Source organism: Aureispira sp. CCB-E, assembly GCF_031326345.1.
GTDB lineage: Bacteria > Bacteroidota > Bacteroidia > Chitinophagales > Saprospiraceae > Aureispira.
This window is the reverse complement of the sequence record NZ_CP133671.1, coordinates 3267093-3284753: the sequence shown is the minus strand read 5'-3', so window position 1 is coordinate 3284753 and position 17661 is coordinate 3267093. Positions and strand designations below refer to the sequence as shown.

The following is a 17661-nucleotide window of genomic DNA, read 5'->3' as shown; positions in this document are numbered from 1 at the left end:
AATAACTCCAATGAAACTATTCAACACATTATGGCTAGGCATCGTTTTATTTTTCCTAGCTTGTAATCCAAGTTCCCAAAAACTACATCATTCTAAGAACCTTCCTTCTAAATCAATGGCTCAATTTCCTGAGGATTGGTTGGGCAAATATCAAGGTAATTTGGAATTATTTAATGCTCAAAAAGGGAAAACAATGGAATTGCCCATGACGGTTATTATTAGCGAAACAGATACTGTCAATCGTTGGCGATGGTATTCCAAGGCTATTTTTAATGGCAAGGAAATTATTAAAGACTATGCCCTTACTCGACATGACTCTATGCCTAAAAATCATTTTATTATGGATGAAAACAATGGTATTTTATTAGATCGCATCCTCTTAGACGATGCCTTTTATGATTATTTTGAAGTTGGCAATTTGGGTTTGTATGGGATTACAAGAAAAGTAGGGCATAACATCCACTTTGAAATTGCTTCCTTTCCTTTGTCATCCAAAACTTACTCTACTTACAAAGGGCAAGATTTTGCAGTAGATACGGTTACAAGTTTTAAGGTCATCAACACCCAAAAAGTTATCCTCAAACGGGTAAAAGAGTAAGTATGTTTACTAAAATGATCGTAAACATGGCATAGTTAAAATAAACTTAAATAGGTTACTTACTACATTTTATTCATATCTTTATTAGTATAAATAATGTGTGTCTTACATCTTTGGGACTTTAGCAAAATTTAACAACCGCACGCACCTGTTACTTGTATTCAATTCTATTAACACTTAAACCTATAACCATGAAAAAAATGTTTTATGTTGCCTTCGTTCTACTCTTCTTTTTACAGTCTAATTCATTTGCTCAAAACAAAGAAAAAGAAACAGTTATAACTACCACTGGCACCTCTGTTGTTACATCGTCTAGCACAGATATGTATGGAGGAACAACTTCTCCCGAAGCCAGTAAACATTATCAAACAGCTGTTGAATATTTTAATAAAAGAGATTATGATAATGCTATTAAATACTATAACAAGGCTATCAAAAAGGATCCTAAATTTGTAGAAGCTTATGATAATGCTGCCGTCCTTTATAGAAAAAGCGGAAATACAGAAAAGGCAATAGAATACAACAAAAAATCTATTAAAATTTATCCACAAGGCCCAATGGCTCACCAAAACTTAGCTTTAATCTATTCCATACAAGGCGATTTTGATGCTGCTTTAAAAGAATATCAAACTTTAGCAGAAATTAATGAAAATGATCCTGAAAGCTATTTTGGAATGGCCAATATTTATATGAGTCAACAAAAGTTGGATTTAGCTTTAAGCAATGCAAATAAAGCTGTTGAGATTTATAAAGCGACCGATTCTCATCATTTAGCAGATGGTTACTTACTAACAGGTTATATTTATTACTATCAGAAAGATGATGAAAATGCTAAAAAGTTTCTAGGTTTTGCCAAAGAAAAAGGAGCTAAATTAGACCCAAAGCTAGAATTGCAATTTTTTGGAGATTCCAAAGAGTTAGAAAAAGAAAAGGATTTTGTTCTTGAAACCAAGGCAGATTACTTACGCTATGAAAATGATTTTATTAGTGGAGTGGTTTATTTAATGGAAACTCCTCCTAACGAAAATAAAGAGCAACGAAAAGCACTTGAGAAATTCTTGATTGAATGGGTTATTGGCAGTCCTACTGTATCCGTAGAAATTTCTGAAGCCATCTCTCCTTACATTAAGGAAGCACCAGAATACTTGATTATCTTTTTAGGTGGTGCTTCGGTTTACCAAATTAAAACAAGAGATTTAGACGACAAATACAAAAGCTATATAGCAGGTACAGAATTGGTCATTGCTTTTTACGAGAAGAATAAGAAAATTTTAGGCAAGAATAGGGCAATTGAAAAATTAATCAAATTACAACAAAAAGACAAACTTGCTGACTTCATCAAAGAAAAAAGCCCACAGTAATTTATTTATCAAGCAATTAGTAAGTAGAACTATTTAATACCGTTCTACTTACTAATTACCTATTGATGGTTTGCAATCCATTGAAGGATTATTAACCTACCTCTTGCCCACAAAATAAAATTTGATGCTCCCAATTTACAACCTTCAGCTCTGCATCAAAAATGAATTTTTCCTGTTCTGCATGTCTTCCATCCGTGCTTTCTCTAGACAACGCTAGTACAAACCCTTCCTTCTCCTTTCTCCAAATCAAGCGTTCATTGCGTAGAGTATCCTCCTGAATAGCAGGCGCATTCATTACAAAATCTAACAACCAAGTACAATTCAAACTTCCTGTACTATCCAAAGAGGTTTTTGAAATATTTTGCTCAGGAAAGTCAGCTTGAAAGATTTCTTTTTCAACCTCAACCAAGGTGCCATTAGAAGACAACTGCCCCAAATACTGGAACTTATATTCTGTCAATTTTTTGCCAACTAAGTCACTAACACTAGCTGGTGTAACAGGCGTTTGCACTTCCTTCCATTCCAAAAAAATGGACTCTTGAGGCAACTCAGCAGCAAAATCTATAATTTTTAAGTTATGATGTTTTTGTAGGGCGTCAAATAAATCTAATTTCCCTGTGCACCATACCTTTTGTTCTGCTAATCGTTGTGAGGATAATAGTAATTCCGTCATTGGTAGAAATTGAGTGTAAAATAATAGTACTTCGTGACTTTTTTGTCAAAAACTTAAAAGGCACCTTTGCATCAGCCTGATTATTAATTATTTAACAAACCAAACAATAAAAAAACATACTCTATTGATAATCAACTGCAAGGCACTCATGCGATACCACTCAGCAGCAATGCAGCTAACTAAAAGCGCAGCGCTCACGAAGTACCACGTAGTAGCAGCGAACCGAGCTGTGCGAGCTCACGACCGTAGGGAGTAACAAAGCTAAACCAATATGATTTTTCCACGAAGTAATGAAATAAAGAATAATACGTTTTGTAAGTTACAAAAAACAAAAAGATAAATCAAGTATTTTTTAAATTAAGACTTTTCTTTAATCTACTGCTTCTTCAATAAGCACACTATATTGTAAATACTTCATTTCTAATATTTCAATCCATTTCATAACAGTTTTTCTATCCTACTCTCCTATCAACAAATTACAGCCTCTCAAATCACTGGCATCAAAACGCCCCAACACACGAAAGGTTCCATCCTCATAACACCTTCCTAAATCATCAGTCGCAATAAAACTACAACTGTCAATATTTGCCAAATCTATTATATTGATTCCCCCTGTTTTTTGGGTTGAAAGAATATGAAAAGGATCTGTAGTTTCTCGAATCAAAACCCGCATGGTTGGACTTGGTTGAAATATCCCCCCTCCTTTTGAATAGGCTTGTGATAACAACTCTGTCATACCATACTCCGAATGAATGGCATCTAACTCAAAAGCTCTTTTTAGAACCTCATGAATCGTATCTTTTGTCATTTCAGCTCGTTTCCCTTTCATACCCCCTGTCTCCATAACAACAACGTTTTTTAGAGCTTGAGGATAATCCTTCGCTAAATCCAATAAGGCATAAGTCACTCCTAATAATAGGACACGTTGTTTTTTTATTTGGCAAGCACCCAACACCTCCATCAATTCATCCGTATTATATAGAAAGAAACCACTAGAAGGATGTTGAGAACGTTGAATAAATTGTTCTGCCATAAAAACCAGTGAAGAACCTTGCCGTTCTAAATACGAAGGCAATAAAGCTAAAACGACATAATCCTCTAATGCTCCATAAACTTGCTCAAAGGCTTTGAAAGCACATTGATTGTACCAATCCAAAGAGCGAACATAATGCTTGGAAGGATTCTGCAAAGTTGTTCCACTACTTGTAAATGTAGCTTCAGGTAGCCATTCTTTTGTTTTAATCGTATGATATTTAAAAAACTGAATAGGAAGGAATGGAATTTGCTGCATTTTTGTAACTGCTTCGACCGAAAGCCCTAGCAAATTTATGAATTCTTGGTAAAGTGGATTATTTTGGACTTGATAACGAAAAACGGTCAATGCAGTGGACTCAAAAGTAGCATCTGTTACGTTATCTATATGTAATTTTAAAGTATTATAAACTGTATCCATTATTTTTTTTAATTCTATCAACCCTCATCAAACAAAAATTATACTGTTCTAGTTTTATTTTAAGAACTGCATATTGATGAGACGAGAGCTTAATACTAAAAGTATGCGTCTAAAAATAACATCTTTTCTGTTCCTTGTAACTATTCTTTACTTTTTTTCTTGTGGCGAAAAACCATCGAATACACCTTTTGTTGAATTTGTTAGTGTTTCTAAAAACTATATGGTTCAAGGAGGCGTTGATTCATTGTATTTGAAATTTAAGTTTACAGATGGTGATGGAAATATTGGAAGCGATACCAGTGACAATATCTTTGTTTCTGATTCAAGAACAGGTGCCGTTATTGCTTCTTATAAATTGCCTAACTATACAGGTAACAATACGAATAATACGAGCCGAACAGGAGAAATTACACTTATTATCTATTCTCAATGTTGTATTTATGACAATGGAACGTCTTGTCAACCTAGCACAGCAGAACCAACTAAAAACATGCGTTACGAAGTGCAAGTAGTTGACCAAACAGGCAATTATAGCAATATTATGCAAACCGATGAAATTGTTCTAGAGTGCAATTAGAAATAGTTGGATTCAAATCAGTTCTTAAGAAAAGAAAAATTAATTCATATGAAGAAAATAATTGGAATCAGCCTATTAATTTTTAGTTGTTATTGCTGGATGTCCTGCGACAAGCCCCCCATCTATAATGATACCCCAAGTATTAGCTGGGCATCTTTTTCTGTCGATACCGTCCAACAATTGACAGGAACCGTTGTCTTTAAATTTGATTTTACCGACGGAGATGGAGATTTGGGACAAGATGGAGACACTGCCAATCATATTATTATTGTAGATACCCGTCGAACACCTAATGATACTTCATTTTACAAAATTCCAACCATCGAACAACAAGGCATAGTTAGTGGCATATCTGGACAACTAGAGGTTACTGTATCTCAAATTTGTGGCATCGATCAAAATAACCCGTTGATTCTCTGTCAACCGCAACCCAATTATTACGATCCTATCGTATATAAGATTCGAATCAAAGATAATGCAGGGCGTTGGAGCAATGAAATCACGACAGATACACTCTATGTTAAGTGCTTTTAGACAACGTGCCTTTGCAAAATCAAAGGATTATGCAAAATATTTTAGATGATTTCAAAGAAGATTTGGGGCGAAAACAACGTACGTTTTATTGGGTTGTTTATACTATCCTAATTATTGGCGTTCTTGTTGGTGCTTCGTATTTACAATCAAGAGATATCCTTCAATCTACCCCTGCTTTGGAGACACCATCTGGACAATGCATTACTTGTTTCCTATTTATTGCAACCATTTATTGTTTTCGAGTTACAGTAAAAAGTAGTTGGTTTATTTCTATGATTATGGGAAGCCTACTTTTAGTTATTTGTTTTACTTTTGCGTTACAACTCGTTGTCTCTATTGTTGGGCGGACGTCTTCAATTGTTCTTACTTGGTTTTTTATTTCCGTTTGTTATACTTTTTTATCAACAATGACAATGAAAATAGTAGCTCAGAAGTGGAACCGATAAAAAGTAATGACCACGAAGTAGCAACATAGCTAACTTATTATTATACCAATACTCAAGTTTAAATTCATGGACTCTCTTTCTCAGGCGCTGCTAGGCGCCTCGACTTTTGCTGTTGTCAAAGACAAGTATATTGGAAAAAAATCTCTTGTTATAGGTGCTTTGGCAGGTACATTGCCTGATTTAGATGTTTTCTTAGCTCCTTTTTTTAATGAGGTTGCTTTTATCACCGTCCATAGGAGTATCTCTCACTCCTTAGGCTTTGCTATTTTAGCAAGTTTTGGGCTGGCCTTTTTGGCTCACAAATGGACCAAACAGCGCTATCGGTATAAAGATTGGGCATTAGCCTTTTTTCTAGCCATTTTTACCCACTCTTTATTAGATTGGTGTACCACCTATGGCACCAAAATTTTAGCTCCATTTAATGGGCATTTGTTTTCTCTTAACAACATTCACATCATTGAACCTATTTATACCTCTATTTTATTAATAGGCGTCCTCCTACTTTTGCTAAAAAAATCCATACCGCCCATCAGAAGAGAAAAAATTCTTCGGTTTACCCTTTCCTTGTCTACCTTTTATTTGTGTTGGACTTTTGTATCCAAAGGAATTGCTAATCAAAAGTTTTTGACTCAGCTAGAAAAGCAAAATATCCACTATGAAAAAATGATGATTAGCCCAACCCCTCTAAATTCTTTTTTGTGGAATGGTATTATAAAAACCAATAAAGGATATTATTTTGGTTCTTATTCTCTATTCGATTCTAGAGAAAACATCGAACTTCAATTTGTCGAAAGTCACAATGAGTTGTTGCCTCAAATTAAGCGCTTTAAAAAAGGGCGACAATATCTTGAATTCACACAAGACTTTCCTCTTATAACAATCGAAAATGAGGTTACTAAAATTTATGCCATCAAGTTTGGTCCTATTAATTATTTTGGAGCACCAGAATTTGTATATCCGCTGTCTCTTAACTTAGATGAAAACGATGATGCTAACTTTAAAATTGACCATTCGTCTAAACAAAGAGGTCCTATCAAAAATTACAAGAAACTCTTCAAAAGAATTAAAGGAATTTGAGTCTAACGGTTTCGTTACTGACAATAATGCACTTTAACATAAAATCGAGCATCTAAACCTCCTAAGGCGTGCGCCACCGTTGGCGTCAATACAATAATAGACTTTTGGGTAAAGGAATTTTCGGGTTTTGCAGCAACTACTTTTGCATACAATTCTCGGTTTGTCATAGGATTTTCTATTCGAACAATACCATTTTTGGGCACGTAAGAACACATCACGTATAATTTATTCTTGGCAGATAATTCCATTGCTTTATCCCAACAAGCCGTTCCTTGGAGCGTTTTTTCATTCTTGCCATTGAATACCGCTTCGTAACGGTATTTATTTTTTTGGCTCTCTTCGCCCAAAATGCCAGGTAATCCCGTAAAGTTTTTTAACGAATCTGGAATGCCGTTTTTATCAATCCAGCCAATGTGCAACACTTGATTACTGCTTATATTTTCAGAAAGCAACTGATTTCTAGACATTAAGATTTCGGTCGGCAATCGAAAATAGACTTTAGAAATGCGATACATGGTTTCTGACGGGCGCACCTTATAAAATATAGGAATATAAGCTGTAGCATCAAAGTTGGTTTCCTGAAAACGTTTGATGGCTTTGCTTAGAATAGGAATCCTTAATTTTTCACCTACTTTCAAATCATTGGTATTGCTTATATTAGGATTGCTATAATAAATATCTGACAAATCTACTCCATAAAACTTTTTGATAGAATAAAGCGTTTGCCCCGCACGAATGGTGTGTAACAAATATTTTTGTCCATTAGAAATTTCTACAAAAAGAGAATCTGTAGCCCCTATTGTCCAATTGGGTTGATATTTTTTAATCCCCAATTGATCCATTTCGAACTCTGCAAAACCATCGGTTTGTGCTTGCAGCAAAAATGAACAAAAAACAAAAAAGAAGACATTAAAGTAAAACTTAAACGGCATTGGTTGGTTGGTTTTTAGGAAAAAAAAGTTCGTTGGTTAATATACAATTTTGCAACATCAAAAATACGCTATTTTTAGGAAAAAAAAATCATTTATTTTCATTACCAATTATGGTTATTCTATTTTGATGCCAGACTATTGGTTTCTTCTAAAAATTTCAGTTTCTATTCGCTCTTTCTCTTTATCTACAACAATTCAGATTGTTTTCAAGGGCTTTTTTTGGGGTATAATTTTCCCCAACAATAAGTCATTAAGATTATTAATAAATTTCTATTCAAAATAAGAGCAATTGCACCTTAAGATAATTTAGAAACGTACAACTTCAAAGCATAAAAAGAAAAAACCGTTGACAAACATTCGTATAATTCACAAAAAATGACGAAATTTGCACCACTTTTATTCAATTGTAACAAAAACAATGAGTAGTAGGTTCACAGAAACAACCCCACTCTTTTGAGTTGATAAAAACCATTAAGTAGCGTTCTTTCTACACTTACTATTTACCATTAAAAGACAACTTTCAATAGTTTTAACCATGGACGTAAAAACGTTAGAAACACAGTTCGAATCTCACCTAAGTACTTGGCGTGAAGATGAAAAAGCAGCTTTAGAATTATTAAAAATCGTAGGAGATTTACGATTTGATCGCTCTATCGAAGTCATTCTTTTCCGTCGTGACATTTATGATTCTCGACCAACAGAGGTTATGAACGATCATCTTTTTGCAAAAAATTACTCTAAACAACCTATTACGGTTCAAATGAGTGTAAAAATTGCAAAAGCCATTGCAAAGCTTGACTTAGCTCCTTCTCGTATTGACTTGGGCAAGTTAGCAACTCAATGGCTAAGTTCAGAAGAAAGCTGGGACAACATTGATCATTTTGTAGCTGAAGAATTGTCAGACTTTATTGGCAAAGATGCTAAAGAAGCAAAAGTTATTACACCAAGAGATGTTGTGTTGTATGGTTTTGGTCGTATTGGTCGTTTGGCTGCTCGTTGTTTGATTGAAATGATGGGACGTGGCGAACAATTGCGCTTAAAAGCAATCGTTTTGCGTCAAAAAAACAAAAAAAATCCACACGAAGAGTTACTAAAACGTGCCTCTCTATTGCGTAAAGATTCTATTCATGGCAAATTCCGTGGAACCATCAGCGTAGATGAGGAAAATAATCAGTTGATTGTAAACAGTTGTCGTGTACAGATTATTTTTGCCAATAGTCCAGAAGATGTTGATTATACAGAGTACAGCATCAAAGACGCTATTTTGATTGATAATACAGGGGCTTGGAGAGACAAAGAAGGTCTAAGCCGTCACTTGCGTCCTGGTATCAAGCAAGTTTTGTTTACCGCTCCTGGCAAAGGTATTAAGAACATCGTTCACGGTATCAACCAAAAAGATCTTAACTTCCAAGAAGATACTGTTTTCTGTGCTGCTTCTTGTACCACCAATGCAATTGCGCCTGTATTAAAAGTATTACACGATAAATTAGGCATCAACAATGGTCACTTAGAAACCATACATGCCTATACCAATGCTCAAAACTTATTGGATAATTATAATTCAAAAGAAAGACGTGGTTCTGCGGCCGCTCTTAATATGGTAATTACGTCTACGGGTGCAGCAAGTGCTGTTAGTAAAGTAATTCCAGAACTAGAAGGCAAACTAACAGGTTCTGCTATCCGTGTTCCTACTCCAGATGGTTCTTTGGCTGTAATGACATTAAATGTTGAAAAAGAAACTACTGTTGAGGAAATCAACGAAATGATGCGCCAAGCCTCTCTACATGGCAACTTGGTAGAGCAAATCAAATATTCTATTTCTAAAGAATTTGTTTCTTCGGATGTTATCGGAGCACCTGCTGCTTCTGTTTTTGATGCTCCATCCACCAAAGTTGGCAATAATGGTAAAACAATTACTGTTTATGTTTGGTATGACAATGAATATGGTTATACTCGTCAAGTATTGCGTCTTGCCAAATATGCGGCACAAGTAAGACGTTACCGTTATTACTAGAAACTGCAACAATCGTTTTTGGCTCTGCCAACGATTGACAAAATAATGTTATAGGTTATTATCAATCTATAATGGTTGTGTTGTTAAAAGCTCTCTGATTTATTCAGAGGGCTTTTTTGTTCTTCGAAACCCAAACACACCCCAAACACCCAACAAAAGCAACAAAAAGCTACCTATTGCATATCCAATCACCTGTGACTTATGAGCGACACTAATCGGTTTGTAATCTCCTAATTGTACAAATGCCGCCCAAAAAGCAGGATGGCTTAATACGCCTGATGCATCGGCTAAGTAAACTTGTTTTGCTTTTTGCAAAGCCTCATCTTTGGGCAATCCTTTTTGAAGATTTTCATAAAACAACTTCGTAATAAAAATACTAGAATAATCGTTAATTTTCCAAAGTGTCATCACAACACTAGGTGCACCAGCATACATAAAGCTTCTGCCTAAACTAACAACTCCTTCCCCATGTTGGTACTTCCCAAAACCTGTTTCACAAGCAGAAAGCACCACTAGATTTGCTTGTAAATTTAATTGTTTAATTTCATTCGAGTGCAAAAAATTATCCTCCAAGCCACTTTCATCCTCTGTAAATGCCAAACTAGAAAACTCAGGATTTTGGTCATCTACAATACCATGCATTGCTAAATGCAAAATTCCATATTGAGACGCTTCTTGCTTAAATCGATGTTCATTAGCAGCATTACCAGTATAAAAAGCTCCTCCAAAATAGTCTTGTAGGACGTTCACCTCTTCTACTGTTCCAGGAATTGCTGCCAACCCCTTGCGCAATTGGTACATTCTATTGTTCTTGATAGAATCTACCAGTTTAACGTTTGTTTGATTATAAACGGCTGCCATTGCCAGTACATCATAATTGTTCGTACTAGAATGAGTGGTCAATTGGTGTCTCCACATCATCGCCGAATAATTGTAGGATACCGTATACTGATGTAACAAATAAGGCAGTTGATTAAATTGCATATTTTGCTTGTGATCAAAAGTAGACTGAGTAGTTAATAATGCCTCAAAAGCTATAAAATTAAGTGTTCCATCTGGCACAATAACCAAACGCTTCATTCCTTCAGGAATTAGAGTATCAACATACTTTTTGTAAAAAGGATAAGCATAGCCGATGTATTCAGAATACGCAGCTGTTGGGTTGTTAACAGCAATAGCAGCATTAGACATTGAAGCTCTAAAGTTCTCTAAATCTTTATTGTAATTTTTTTCTCTTGCCCAAGTACGATACTCAATATTGTCTTTGGTAATACTAAAACCAATAATATGATCATAGCCTTCAAAGTATTCCAAAATACACGTTTCTTGGGATAGCTTTTCTTGAATTTTTTCCAAAGAGATCGAAGTCTTAGAATACTTTAATTCATAATACTTAGGATATTCTTTTTCTAATTGATACTTCAAGGCATCTTGCTTTTGGCGCGACTCAAACAAGTGTTTTTTACTAAGCTGTATTTCTTCCTTATCTTTTGATTGTTCAGCCAAATACAACGCTTGTTGATGCATGGATATTTGTTGAGACAAGAATGCTTCTTGTTGAATCAATGTATCGGGAACGCCACCAAAAGATAGAGCATTTTCTTCCTTCAAAGCATCCTCCAACAAAACAGATTTACTTTGTTCGGCAAATTCAAAGGCTTTGATCAGATAGGCTTTGTCTTTATGTTTTTCATATAGTTTCAGATAAGTGGCAATAGCTTGTTCGTAGGTAAAATAAGCTGTTTCTAACAAAGACCGCTTAGAACTCTCTCGATCAAAGGAGTTGCGAACTTCTTCAAAACATTCGACGGTCAATTCTACTAATTCTTGTAAACTCTCTCCGTGCTCATCCCACAAATTATTTTTATGGACATACTGATAATAACTATATAATTTATCCGCTAAATTATCCACGATGCTATTTTTGTATGGAATATCTGCTAGACTAGGATGTTTTGTAAAATCTGCTGCTTCCCAATTCGGCAAATGCGCTACAATGGATTGATGAAAATAGTGGGTTGCCAATCGGTAATCTTCCATAGCTTTGGCGATTTTCCCCAAATTCCAATAAGCCGACCCCAAAGGAGCATTTTCCTTTCGATACGCAACAATGGATTTTTCATGCGCCTCAATGGATTTTTGATAAGCCTTGGTATGCTCGTATAAAAATCCCCAAGTCGCCCATGTCCAAGAACGTTTCAAATCAGATTCAGCAGGAAATTCAGCGATTTTGTGCAAGTATTGTTCTGCTTTTGCATATTGATTCAACTTAATATAAGACGTTGCCATAGAACGATAAATATCAACATACAACTCTTTTACATAATCGGTTTGAGGATTAATCTTATCAAGCTCTTGTATGCTTTGCGTATAATGATAAATAGCCTGTTCGTCTTTGGCTTGTGTAATATAAGCTCCTCCTATACTTTGTTTGCATTCCGCAATCGTCAAATGCATTCTTAGGGGAATATAAGTCAAAGCGTTCTCAAAGTATTCAATGGCTTTATCCTCTTCTTGTTTATAGGTATAAATTTCCCCAATTTTTGTCAACGTATTCGAATAATGCAAAGAGTCCATTTTCTTTTGACTTCTCAAATCTTCCAAGGCATGATTATAAGCCTCCAAACAAGCCGTTTCATTATCATTTTCATATAACTCTACAATCCCTATATTATCATAATTATAATACATATAATAAGGGTAGAGTCGATACAAATGCTTGTCTTTTTCTGGTTGGCGCATTGTATTTTTTTGTACTAAATCAATCGACTTTTGCGCCAATTCACCACATTTTTCAGCATCCCAAGTACAGTAAGCATAGGTGCTTGCCATATAACTTGCCGCTGCTGCCTCATAGTCCCAATTGGGATACTTTTTGAGGTGTATGTCCAACAACTTATAAATCTCTTCAGCACGTTCAAGATCATCGTCAATCCAAGTCTTTTGCAAAATCCCCAAATACAGAATCGCCTTCAATTCAGGGTATTGATCTAGGTGGTTGGTAATTTCTTTCTCAGCAATTTGATAACGTTTTAAGAAAGCTGCATCATCAAAATCAGTGTCTATGGCCATCCACAGGATTTTATCGTACAACCTTAAAGCCTCCAACACCATTCCTTTTTCTTTATACAATTTTTGCGCTTCTTGTAAACTCTCAATAGCACTTGCATATGCTGCTGTGCAGCGTTGATTTTCTGCTTTATTCAACAATACTTGAATATCATTAGGAATTGATTGCCCATCGGGCAAGGTATAAGATAGGCACATGAATAGACTGGCGATACTCAAACAGAGGCGCAGGGGTGCTTTTAGTCTGTGGTAATTCATTAGGGACGTTTTAAATTTACTAAACAAGCATTCAATAAACTAATAATGTGCCAATCTCCTTTGTTGTTACCCATCCGATACGACTTTATTCGTCGCTGCACAACTATTCTATCGTTCGTTTAAGTAATTGTCTAAAAGTTCTCGCACTAAAATTCTTATCGCAAGTTTTCTTTTGATTAGTGTATTAAGTTACTAAAATAATACCTGAATAAGTTCACTTTTTGAAATTTATATTGATTCGTTGGGTCAAGAATTTTATTTTTTTATTTAAAATACTCTATCCTAATATTTTTTTTGAGATGCCAATTTTTCAAAAAAAGAACTATAGGGAATTTGATAAAACTAAAAAAGGCAATCTTGTAAGATTGCCTAGATTAAACGTTATCCTAAAAGTGCTCTGTTATGCACCGAATTTTTCATGTTCCCCAATTTCTGGACGCTCATCCAACAAATTGGCTTTAACCAACTCAAATAGTTGAACTACTTTACTTTCATCTGCATTCCAATGTTCTCCTTTGTAAATTTTTACGACCAACATGGCAACTTCTCCATCTTGCCTTCCATTCGGAAACCAAGCCGAAACACCTTTGTTCCAATATTGATTGATTAAATCTTTATCTTGGGTTACCTCCGCTTTACCTGACAAAGAGACATAGACTTGATTCTTCGGATCTGAAAAAGTAATACAGACCTCTTTTTTTTCTTCTTTCACTTCATATACCTTTGCCGCTGATTTGGCAGTAAAAAAGTATAAGGTGCCATCATAAGCATCTTGAACCAACGACATAGGTCTTGCACGCAAAGAATCTTTTGTATCATTCTCTTGTGTGGTTAACATACCAATTTTAATATCTTTAATAAGATTCCATATAAGGGCTTTATGCTCTGGACTAGACATATTATTTTGTATTTTTTTGATTAGATAATTGATTTGAAAGAGACTCGCTCGTGTGGTGGTAGTTAAGAAGTAAAAATAAGGAATTAGATACCTTATACTTTTTATATATCTTACATCAAAGGAGATACAAAGCAGTAGATTATAAGTGATATTGCATCACAATGCTTTTAAGTACACCTTCAAAATCTGCATGACAAAACAGTTATGTTCTCATATGATTTCATCTATCTACACACACATAATGTGCTATAAGATCATGCACTTTTTAGTCTCTTGAGTCAACGTTTTAATATTATTTTGACTACACTAATAAAACAACTTCTGGGGCTTATTGTTCATTCAAATTAGACAAATTCTTATGTTTATTTTGAAAAATTTAATTCTTAGGCAAGAAAAAACATTCTTATTCAAATGCTAATTTAACGTAACAATAGTTTACTGAAACCACGAAGTAGCACCGCAGGTAACTAAAAGCAAAGCACTCACGCAGCTAAACTTATACAAATGCTCTTTTTTGTCTTTTTGGTAACTAAGCTTGCCGAGTAGGCTTGTGCTAATAGCACAAAAGCCCAAGGTCATGAGCGTAGCGAACTACCACGAAGTAGCACCGCAGGTAACTAAGCGAAGCGATCTCATAAAATAATCAACGAACGACTAACGCAATATATCCTCCAATAAAAGTCCATGATTGAATCCCATAAGAATCCCCAAAAAATAAAAGAGGCATTATTTCAAACTAATGATTAGAAGCTTCCCTCTTCCGAAAATTCTCTATAGCAACCTCAAACGCTTGTACATAATCCGTTGGGTCAGGTCGATACCCCATTGGTTCTGTCAATAATTCTCCTTCCCAAGTCATTAAAGCCATATAAGGCTGACTCATTACTCCAAACATTGTTTCTTGCAAATAAGCATTGTAATTTCCTACTGTACGTAGTTCTTTAACTCCTGTTGCTGTTTCTACTTCTTCCTTAGGAATCCGTTGTCGATCATCAACATATAAAATAATTGGAACAAAATCATTGGTCAAATAATTAACAATAGCACGTTGCTGAATTACAACATCAGGAAAATATCGCATTCGGCTGCCAAAACCTGTAAAAGCCAAAAATACAGGCTTATTTTGTCGTTGCGCGCAAGCAATACCTGCATCATAATCAACAAAAGCGCTTAAACTTGACAAAAATGATAGCTTATTGTCTGAAGTAGTGTATTCATAATGAGTAGCTTCACTAAACTCACACACTGGAATTCGATTTTTTGAGGTGCAAGCTTGCAAAGCTACTACCAAAATACTGCTTAAAAAGATGCTCAAAGAATGGATATACATAAGAGATTGGAAGAGGTTAACGTTTGATATAAAACGACAATTTTTAAGTCATAAAAACAAGGAGTTTAGACACAGTTTATAATAAAAATAAAAAACTCCCTACTTTTGAAGAAATTTTATTCGTTTCCTTAAACTTTACTTCGCGGGAACCACGAAGTAGTAGTGAACAGAGCTAAATCGTATCCGTTCACTTTATGAGCGCTGCTCAATTGATTATCAACGGAACACACCATTACTATTTAAAAAACTGATAATCAAAACTATGCAAAGATACTTTTTAAATTTTTTGTAAAGTACTACTTAAATATACCTTAACAAAACACAATACAACAATGCACAAAATACGAATCATATCTTTATCTATTATTTGCTCTATTGCATTTATTCCTTCTTCTAAAGCTCAGCTAAATTTATACTCAGGTCAAAATGCGCTCCGCAGCAATACCACTGGTGTTCATAATACTGCTACTGGAAATGATTGCTTGCGCAACAACTCTTCTGGCAGCTACAACACAGCCTACGGCATGGGAACAATGTATAGCAATCGAGAAGGGAAAAGCAATACCTCTATTGGTTATCAATCGCTATATAGAAATACTTCTGGTACAGAAAATGTTGCTGTAGGCGCCAATGCACTCAACAGCAACAGCACTGGAAATTACAACACAAGCCTAGGTACCTTTTCTTTGGGCTTTAATAGAAATGGGATGAACAATACCGCAGCAGGCTATCATGCACTCATGAGCAATACATCTGCTTCAGCCAACACGGCCTTTGGAGCTTATGCCCTACAAAGCAATACTACTGGAGAAAACAATGTAGCTTTGGGGTATTACTCCTTGTATAATAACAGTCTAGGTAGCAGTAATGTAGCTTTAGGTACCAATACATTGGGTAATAACACTTCTGGGAATGAAAATGTAGCGAGTGGTCACCACTCTATGATGAGAAATACGACAGGAAGTTACAATATAGCAATGGGAAGCAATTCTTTACACAACAACCTAAATGGTACTAAAAATATTGCCATAGGCTATTCTAGCATGTATAAAAATGTCTCTGGGCTAAACAATACTGCTATTGGGGCTACAAGCATGGAAAATAACTCTTCGGGTGACCACAATACAGCACTTGGGTTCCAAAGTATGAAAGACAATAAAACGGGCAACGAAAATGTTGCTATAGGATATGATGCCTTACTTAGAAATACTGCTGGCAATAAAAATACAGCAGTAGGATACAATGCTTATGGACGTGGTTTTGCTTATGGAAATTCGACAGCTATTGGTGCCAATGCACATGTTTCAGCAAGCAATCAAATGCGTTTTGGAGATGAAAAAGTCACAAGCATTGGTGGGCAAGTTTCTTGGTCCAAATTATCAGACAAACGTTTTAAGACCAATGTTCAAGCCAATGTTCCTGGTTTAGATTTTATCAACTTGTTAGAACCCGTTACATATTATGTAGATGCACAAAAATTGCGTGACTACCAAGGCGTGGAAGAATGCGCCCCTTCTGACAATAACTGGATCCTCGAAACAGGTTTCTTAGCACAAGACGTAGAACAAGCTGCTCTGTCTTTGAATTTTGAATTTAGTGGTGTTGACAAGCCAGAGTCCAACGAAGATTACTATGGATTGCGATATGCAGATTTTACCGTACCTTTGGTTAAAGCAGTTCAAGAATTATCACAAGAAAACAAAGCTCTGAAAGCTAAAATTCAACTACTGGAACAAGATCATAAACGTCTGGCTACCCTAGAACAAGAGATCGAAGAGATAAAAACATTATTAAATACCAATGCGCAAATAGACTAAGTTATGACGACAAAAGAAATTCATCAAGGTGTTGGATTATTAATTAGCAATTCAAATCAGACAAAATTTTTTGTACAGATAAAAGATGACCAATATCCTCATGAAGCTTGGCGTGGCGCTTGTGCCTTTTGGGGGGGAGCCATCGAACCTGAAGACAAAGAAGAATTAATCGCTGTGGAACGAGAGCTAGAAGAAGAAATTCCAGAAGCGGCTGTCTTATTAAAAAAAGTACCCAAACAAAAAATAAAACGTTATTGGATTGATAACAAAACCGTTGTACAGGCTTTTTGGCTAACAGTATTTGAAGCTGTTGTTTCGGATGCTCAGTTGCAACAAATTTCCCAAACAGAGGTCTTAGAAGGTCGAGGTTTGTTAATTTCTAAAGAAGATTTATTACAAAGAAAATGGATTTGGGGCATGGATTTTATCCTCAAAGAATATTTAGAACACAAAGAGAATGTTTAATTTTGTAGGCAGACACATACTAAAATTGGTCTGATTTTAGTTTTATACAAAGAAGTTTGTGTCTATCAAGTAGACTTTTCACGAAGTAAAGTTTGAAAAAATCTAAATATTAAAGTATGCTCTTAGCCTGATTACCTTTAAAACAAAATCCGTATTACT

15 protein-coding genes are annotated in these 17661 nt (G+C 35.3%); 9 read left to right on the top strand and 6 right to left on the bottom strand.

Going from position 1 to position 17661, the window contains the following annotated elements; genetic code table 11:
- Positions 1 to 10: 10 nt before the first annotated feature.
- Both QP953_RS12665 and QP953_RS12660 read left to right on the top strand, forming a co-directional pair.
- Complete coding sequence (locus QP953_RS12665; RefSeq protein ID WP_156039713.1) at positions 11 to 598, top strand: hypothetical protein; 588 nt, start codon at positions 11 to 13, stop codon at positions 596 to 598.
- A gap of 191 nt (positions 599 to 789) precedes the next feature.
- Positions 790 to 1959 carry a tetratricopeptide repeat protein gene (locus QP953_RS12660; RefSeq protein ID WP_309555331.1) on the top strand — a complete coding sequence of 390 codons (1170 nt, stop codon included), beginning with the start codon at positions 790 to 792 and terminating at the stop codon, positions 1957 to 1959.
- A gap of 91 nt (positions 1960 to 2050) precedes the next feature.
- Here the strand turns inward: QP953_RS12660 and QP953_RS12655 are convergent, their stop codons facing one another.
- Together QP953_RS12655 and QP953_RS12650 are read right to left on the bottom strand one after the other, a co-directional pair.
- A complete protein-coding gene (locus QP953_RS12655; RefSeq protein WP_052595414.1) occupies positions 2051 to 2632 on the bottom strand; it encodes a hypothetical protein in 582 nt (193 codons plus the stop codon).
- A 457-nt stretch (positions 2633 to 3089) separates the two neighbouring features.
- On the bottom strand, positions 3090 to 4085 hold the full coding sequence (locus tag QP953_RS12650) for an acyl transferase (protein WP_309555330.1): 996 nt from the start codon (positions 4083 to 4085) through the stop codon (positions 3090 to 3092).
- A gap of 76 nt (positions 4086 to 4161) precedes the next feature.
- On the opposite strand from QP953_RS12650, the gene QP953_RS12645 reads away from it, so the two are divergent.
- The 4 genes from QP953_RS12645 (at position 4162) to QP953_RS12630 (ending at position 6719) form a co-directional block, all read left to right on the top strand.
- Positions 4162 to 4662 carry a hypothetical protein gene (locus QP953_RS12645; RefSeq protein WP_156039714.1) on the top strand — a complete coding sequence of 167 codons (501 nt, stop codon included), beginning with the start codon at positions 4162 to 4164 and terminating at the stop codon, positions 4660 to 4662.
- Between the two features lie 48 nt (positions 4663 to 4710).
- The gene (locus QP953_RS12640; protein ID WP_052595418.1) at positions 4711 to 5196 is read left to right on the top strand and encodes a hypothetical protein; all 486 of its coding nucleotides are present in this window, start codon (positions 4711 to 4713) and stop codon (positions 5194 to 5196) included.
- A 29-nt stretch (positions 5197 to 5225) separates the two neighbouring features.
- A complete protein-coding gene (locus QP953_RS12635) occupies positions 5226 to 5642 on the top strand; it encodes a hypothetical protein (RefSeq protein WP_052595420.1) in 417 nt (138 codons plus the stop codon).
- Positions 5643 to 5708: 66 nt separating this feature from the next.
- Positions 5709 to 6719, top strand: a complete 1011-nt coding sequence (locus tag QP953_RS12630; protein ID WP_052595422.1) for a metal-dependent hydrolase — start codon at positions 5709 to 5711, stop codon at positions 6717 to 6719.
- A gap of 14 nt (positions 6720 to 6733) precedes the next feature.
- Here the strand turns inward: QP953_RS12630 and QP953_RS12625 are convergent, their stop codons facing one another.
- Positions 6734 to 7651, bottom strand: coding sequence for a LysM peptidoglycan-binding domain-containing protein (locus QP953_RS12625; RefSeq protein WP_309555329.1), 918 nt, complete (start codon positions 7649 to 7651; stop codon positions 6734 to 6736).
- A 535-nt stretch (positions 7652 to 8186) separates the two neighbouring features.
- On the opposite strand from QP953_RS12625, the gene QP953_RS12620 reads away from it, so the two are divergent.
- Positions 8187 to 9665: a glyceraldehyde-3-phosphate dehydrogenase gene (locus QP953_RS12620; protein ID WP_052595426.1), complete on the top strand. Its 1479-nt coding sequence runs from the start codon at positions 8187 to 8189 to the stop codon at positions 9663 to 9665.
- A gap of 99 nt (positions 9666 to 9764) precedes the next feature.
- On the opposite strand, the gene QP953_RS12615 is transcribed toward QP953_RS12620, so the two are convergent.
- The 3 genes from QP953_RS12615 to QP953_RS12605 all read right to left on the bottom strand — a co-directional run bounded on the left by QP953_RS12615 (position 9765) and on the right by QP953_RS12605 (position 15220).
- On the bottom strand, positions 9765 to 12992 hold the full coding sequence (locus tag QP953_RS12615) for a CHAT domain-containing protein (protein ID WP_309555328.1): 3228 nt from the start codon (positions 12990 to 12992) through the stop codon (positions 9765 to 9767).
- 400 nt (positions 12993 to 13392) lie between these two features.
- On the bottom strand, positions 13393 to 13890 hold the full coding sequence (locus QP953_RS12610) for a pyridoxamine 5'-phosphate oxidase family protein (RefSeq protein ID WP_052595430.1): 498 nt from the start codon (positions 13888 to 13890) through the stop codon (positions 13393 to 13395).
- A gap of 736 nt (positions 13891 to 14626) precedes the next feature.
- On the bottom strand, positions 14627 to 15220 hold the full coding sequence (locus tag QP953_RS12605) for a hypothetical protein (RefSeq protein WP_309555326.1): 594 nt from the start codon (positions 15218 to 15220) through the stop codon (positions 14627 to 14629).
- A 332-nt stretch (positions 15221 to 15552) separates the two neighbouring features.
- Here QP953_RS12605 and QP953_RS12600 point away from each other — a divergent pair, with 332 nt between their 5' ends.
- The gene (locus tag QP953_RS12600) at positions 15553 to 17037 is read left to right on the top strand and encodes a tail fiber domain-containing protein (protein ID WP_052595433.1); all 1485 of its coding nucleotides are present in this window, start codon (positions 15553 to 15555) and stop codon (positions 17035 to 17037) included.
- A 3-nt stretch (positions 17038 to 17040) separates the two neighbouring features.
- Entirely contained in the window at positions 17041 to 17502 is a 462-nt protein-coding gene (locus QP953_RS12595) for an NUDIX domain-containing protein (RefSeq protein WP_052595435.1), read from the top strand.
- Positions 17503 to 17661 lie beyond the last annotated feature (159 nt).

Excerpts from the sequence above, each read along its gene's own strand:
- QP953_RS12665 (WP_156039713.1), top strand. The coding sequence starts at position 11 with ATGAAACTATTCAACACATTATGGCTAGGCATCGTTTTATTTTTCCTA.
- QP953_RS12660 (WP_309555331.1), top strand. The coding sequence starts at position 790 with ATGAAAAAAATGTTTTATGTTGCCTTCGTTCTACTCTTCTTTTTACAG.
- QP953_RS12655 (WP_052595414.1), bottom strand. The coding sequence starts at position 2,632 with ATGACGGAATTACTATTATCCTCACAACGATTAGCAGAACAAAAGGTA.
- QP953_RS12650 (WP_309555330.1), bottom strand. The coding sequence starts at position 4,085 with ATGGATACAGTTTATAATACTTTAAAATTACATATAGATAACGTAACA.
- QP953_RS12645 (WP_156039714.1), top strand. The coding sequence starts at position 4,162 with ATGAGACGAGAGCTTAATACTAAAAGTATGCGTCTAAAAATAACATCT.
- QP953_RS12640 (WP_052595418.1), top strand. The coding sequence starts at position 4,711 with ATGAAGAAAATAATTGGAATCAGCCTATTAATTTTTAGTTGTTATTGC.
- QP953_RS12635 (WP_052595420.1), top strand. The coding sequence starts at position 5,226 with ATGCAAAATATTTTAGATGATTTCAAAGAAGATTTGGGGCGAAAACAA.
- QP953_RS12630 (WP_052595422.1), top strand. The coding sequence starts at position 5,709 with ATGGACTCTCTTTCTCAGGCGCTGCTAGGCGCCTCGACTTTTGCTGTT.
- QP953_RS12625 (WP_309555329.1), bottom strand. The coding sequence starts at position 7,651 with ATGCCGTTTAAGTTTTACTTTAATGTCTTCTTTTTTGTTTTTTGTTCA.
- QP953_RS12620 (WP_052595426.1), top strand. The coding sequence starts at position 8,187 with ATGGACGTAAAAACGTTAGAAACACAGTTCGAATCTCACCTAAGTACT.
- QP953_RS12615 (WP_309555328.1), bottom strand. The coding sequence starts at position 12,992 with ATGAATTACCACAGACTAAAAGCACCCCTGCGCCTCTGTTTGAGTATC.
- QP953_RS12610 (WP_052595430.1), bottom strand. The coding sequence starts at position 13,890 with ATGTCTAGTCCAGAGCATAAAGCCCTTATATGGAATCTTATTAAAGAT.
- QP953_RS12605 (WP_309555326.1), bottom strand. The coding sequence starts at position 15,220 with ATGTATATCCATTCTTTGAGCATCTTTTTAAGCAGTATTTTGGTAGTA.
- QP953_RS12600 (WP_052595433.1), top strand. The coding sequence starts at position 15,553 with ATGCACAAAATACGAATCATATCTTTATCTATTATTTGCTCTATTGCA.
- QP953_RS12595 (WP_052595435.1), top strand. The coding sequence starts at position 17,041 with ATGACGACAAAAGAAATTCATCAAGGTGTTGGATTATTAATTAGCAAT.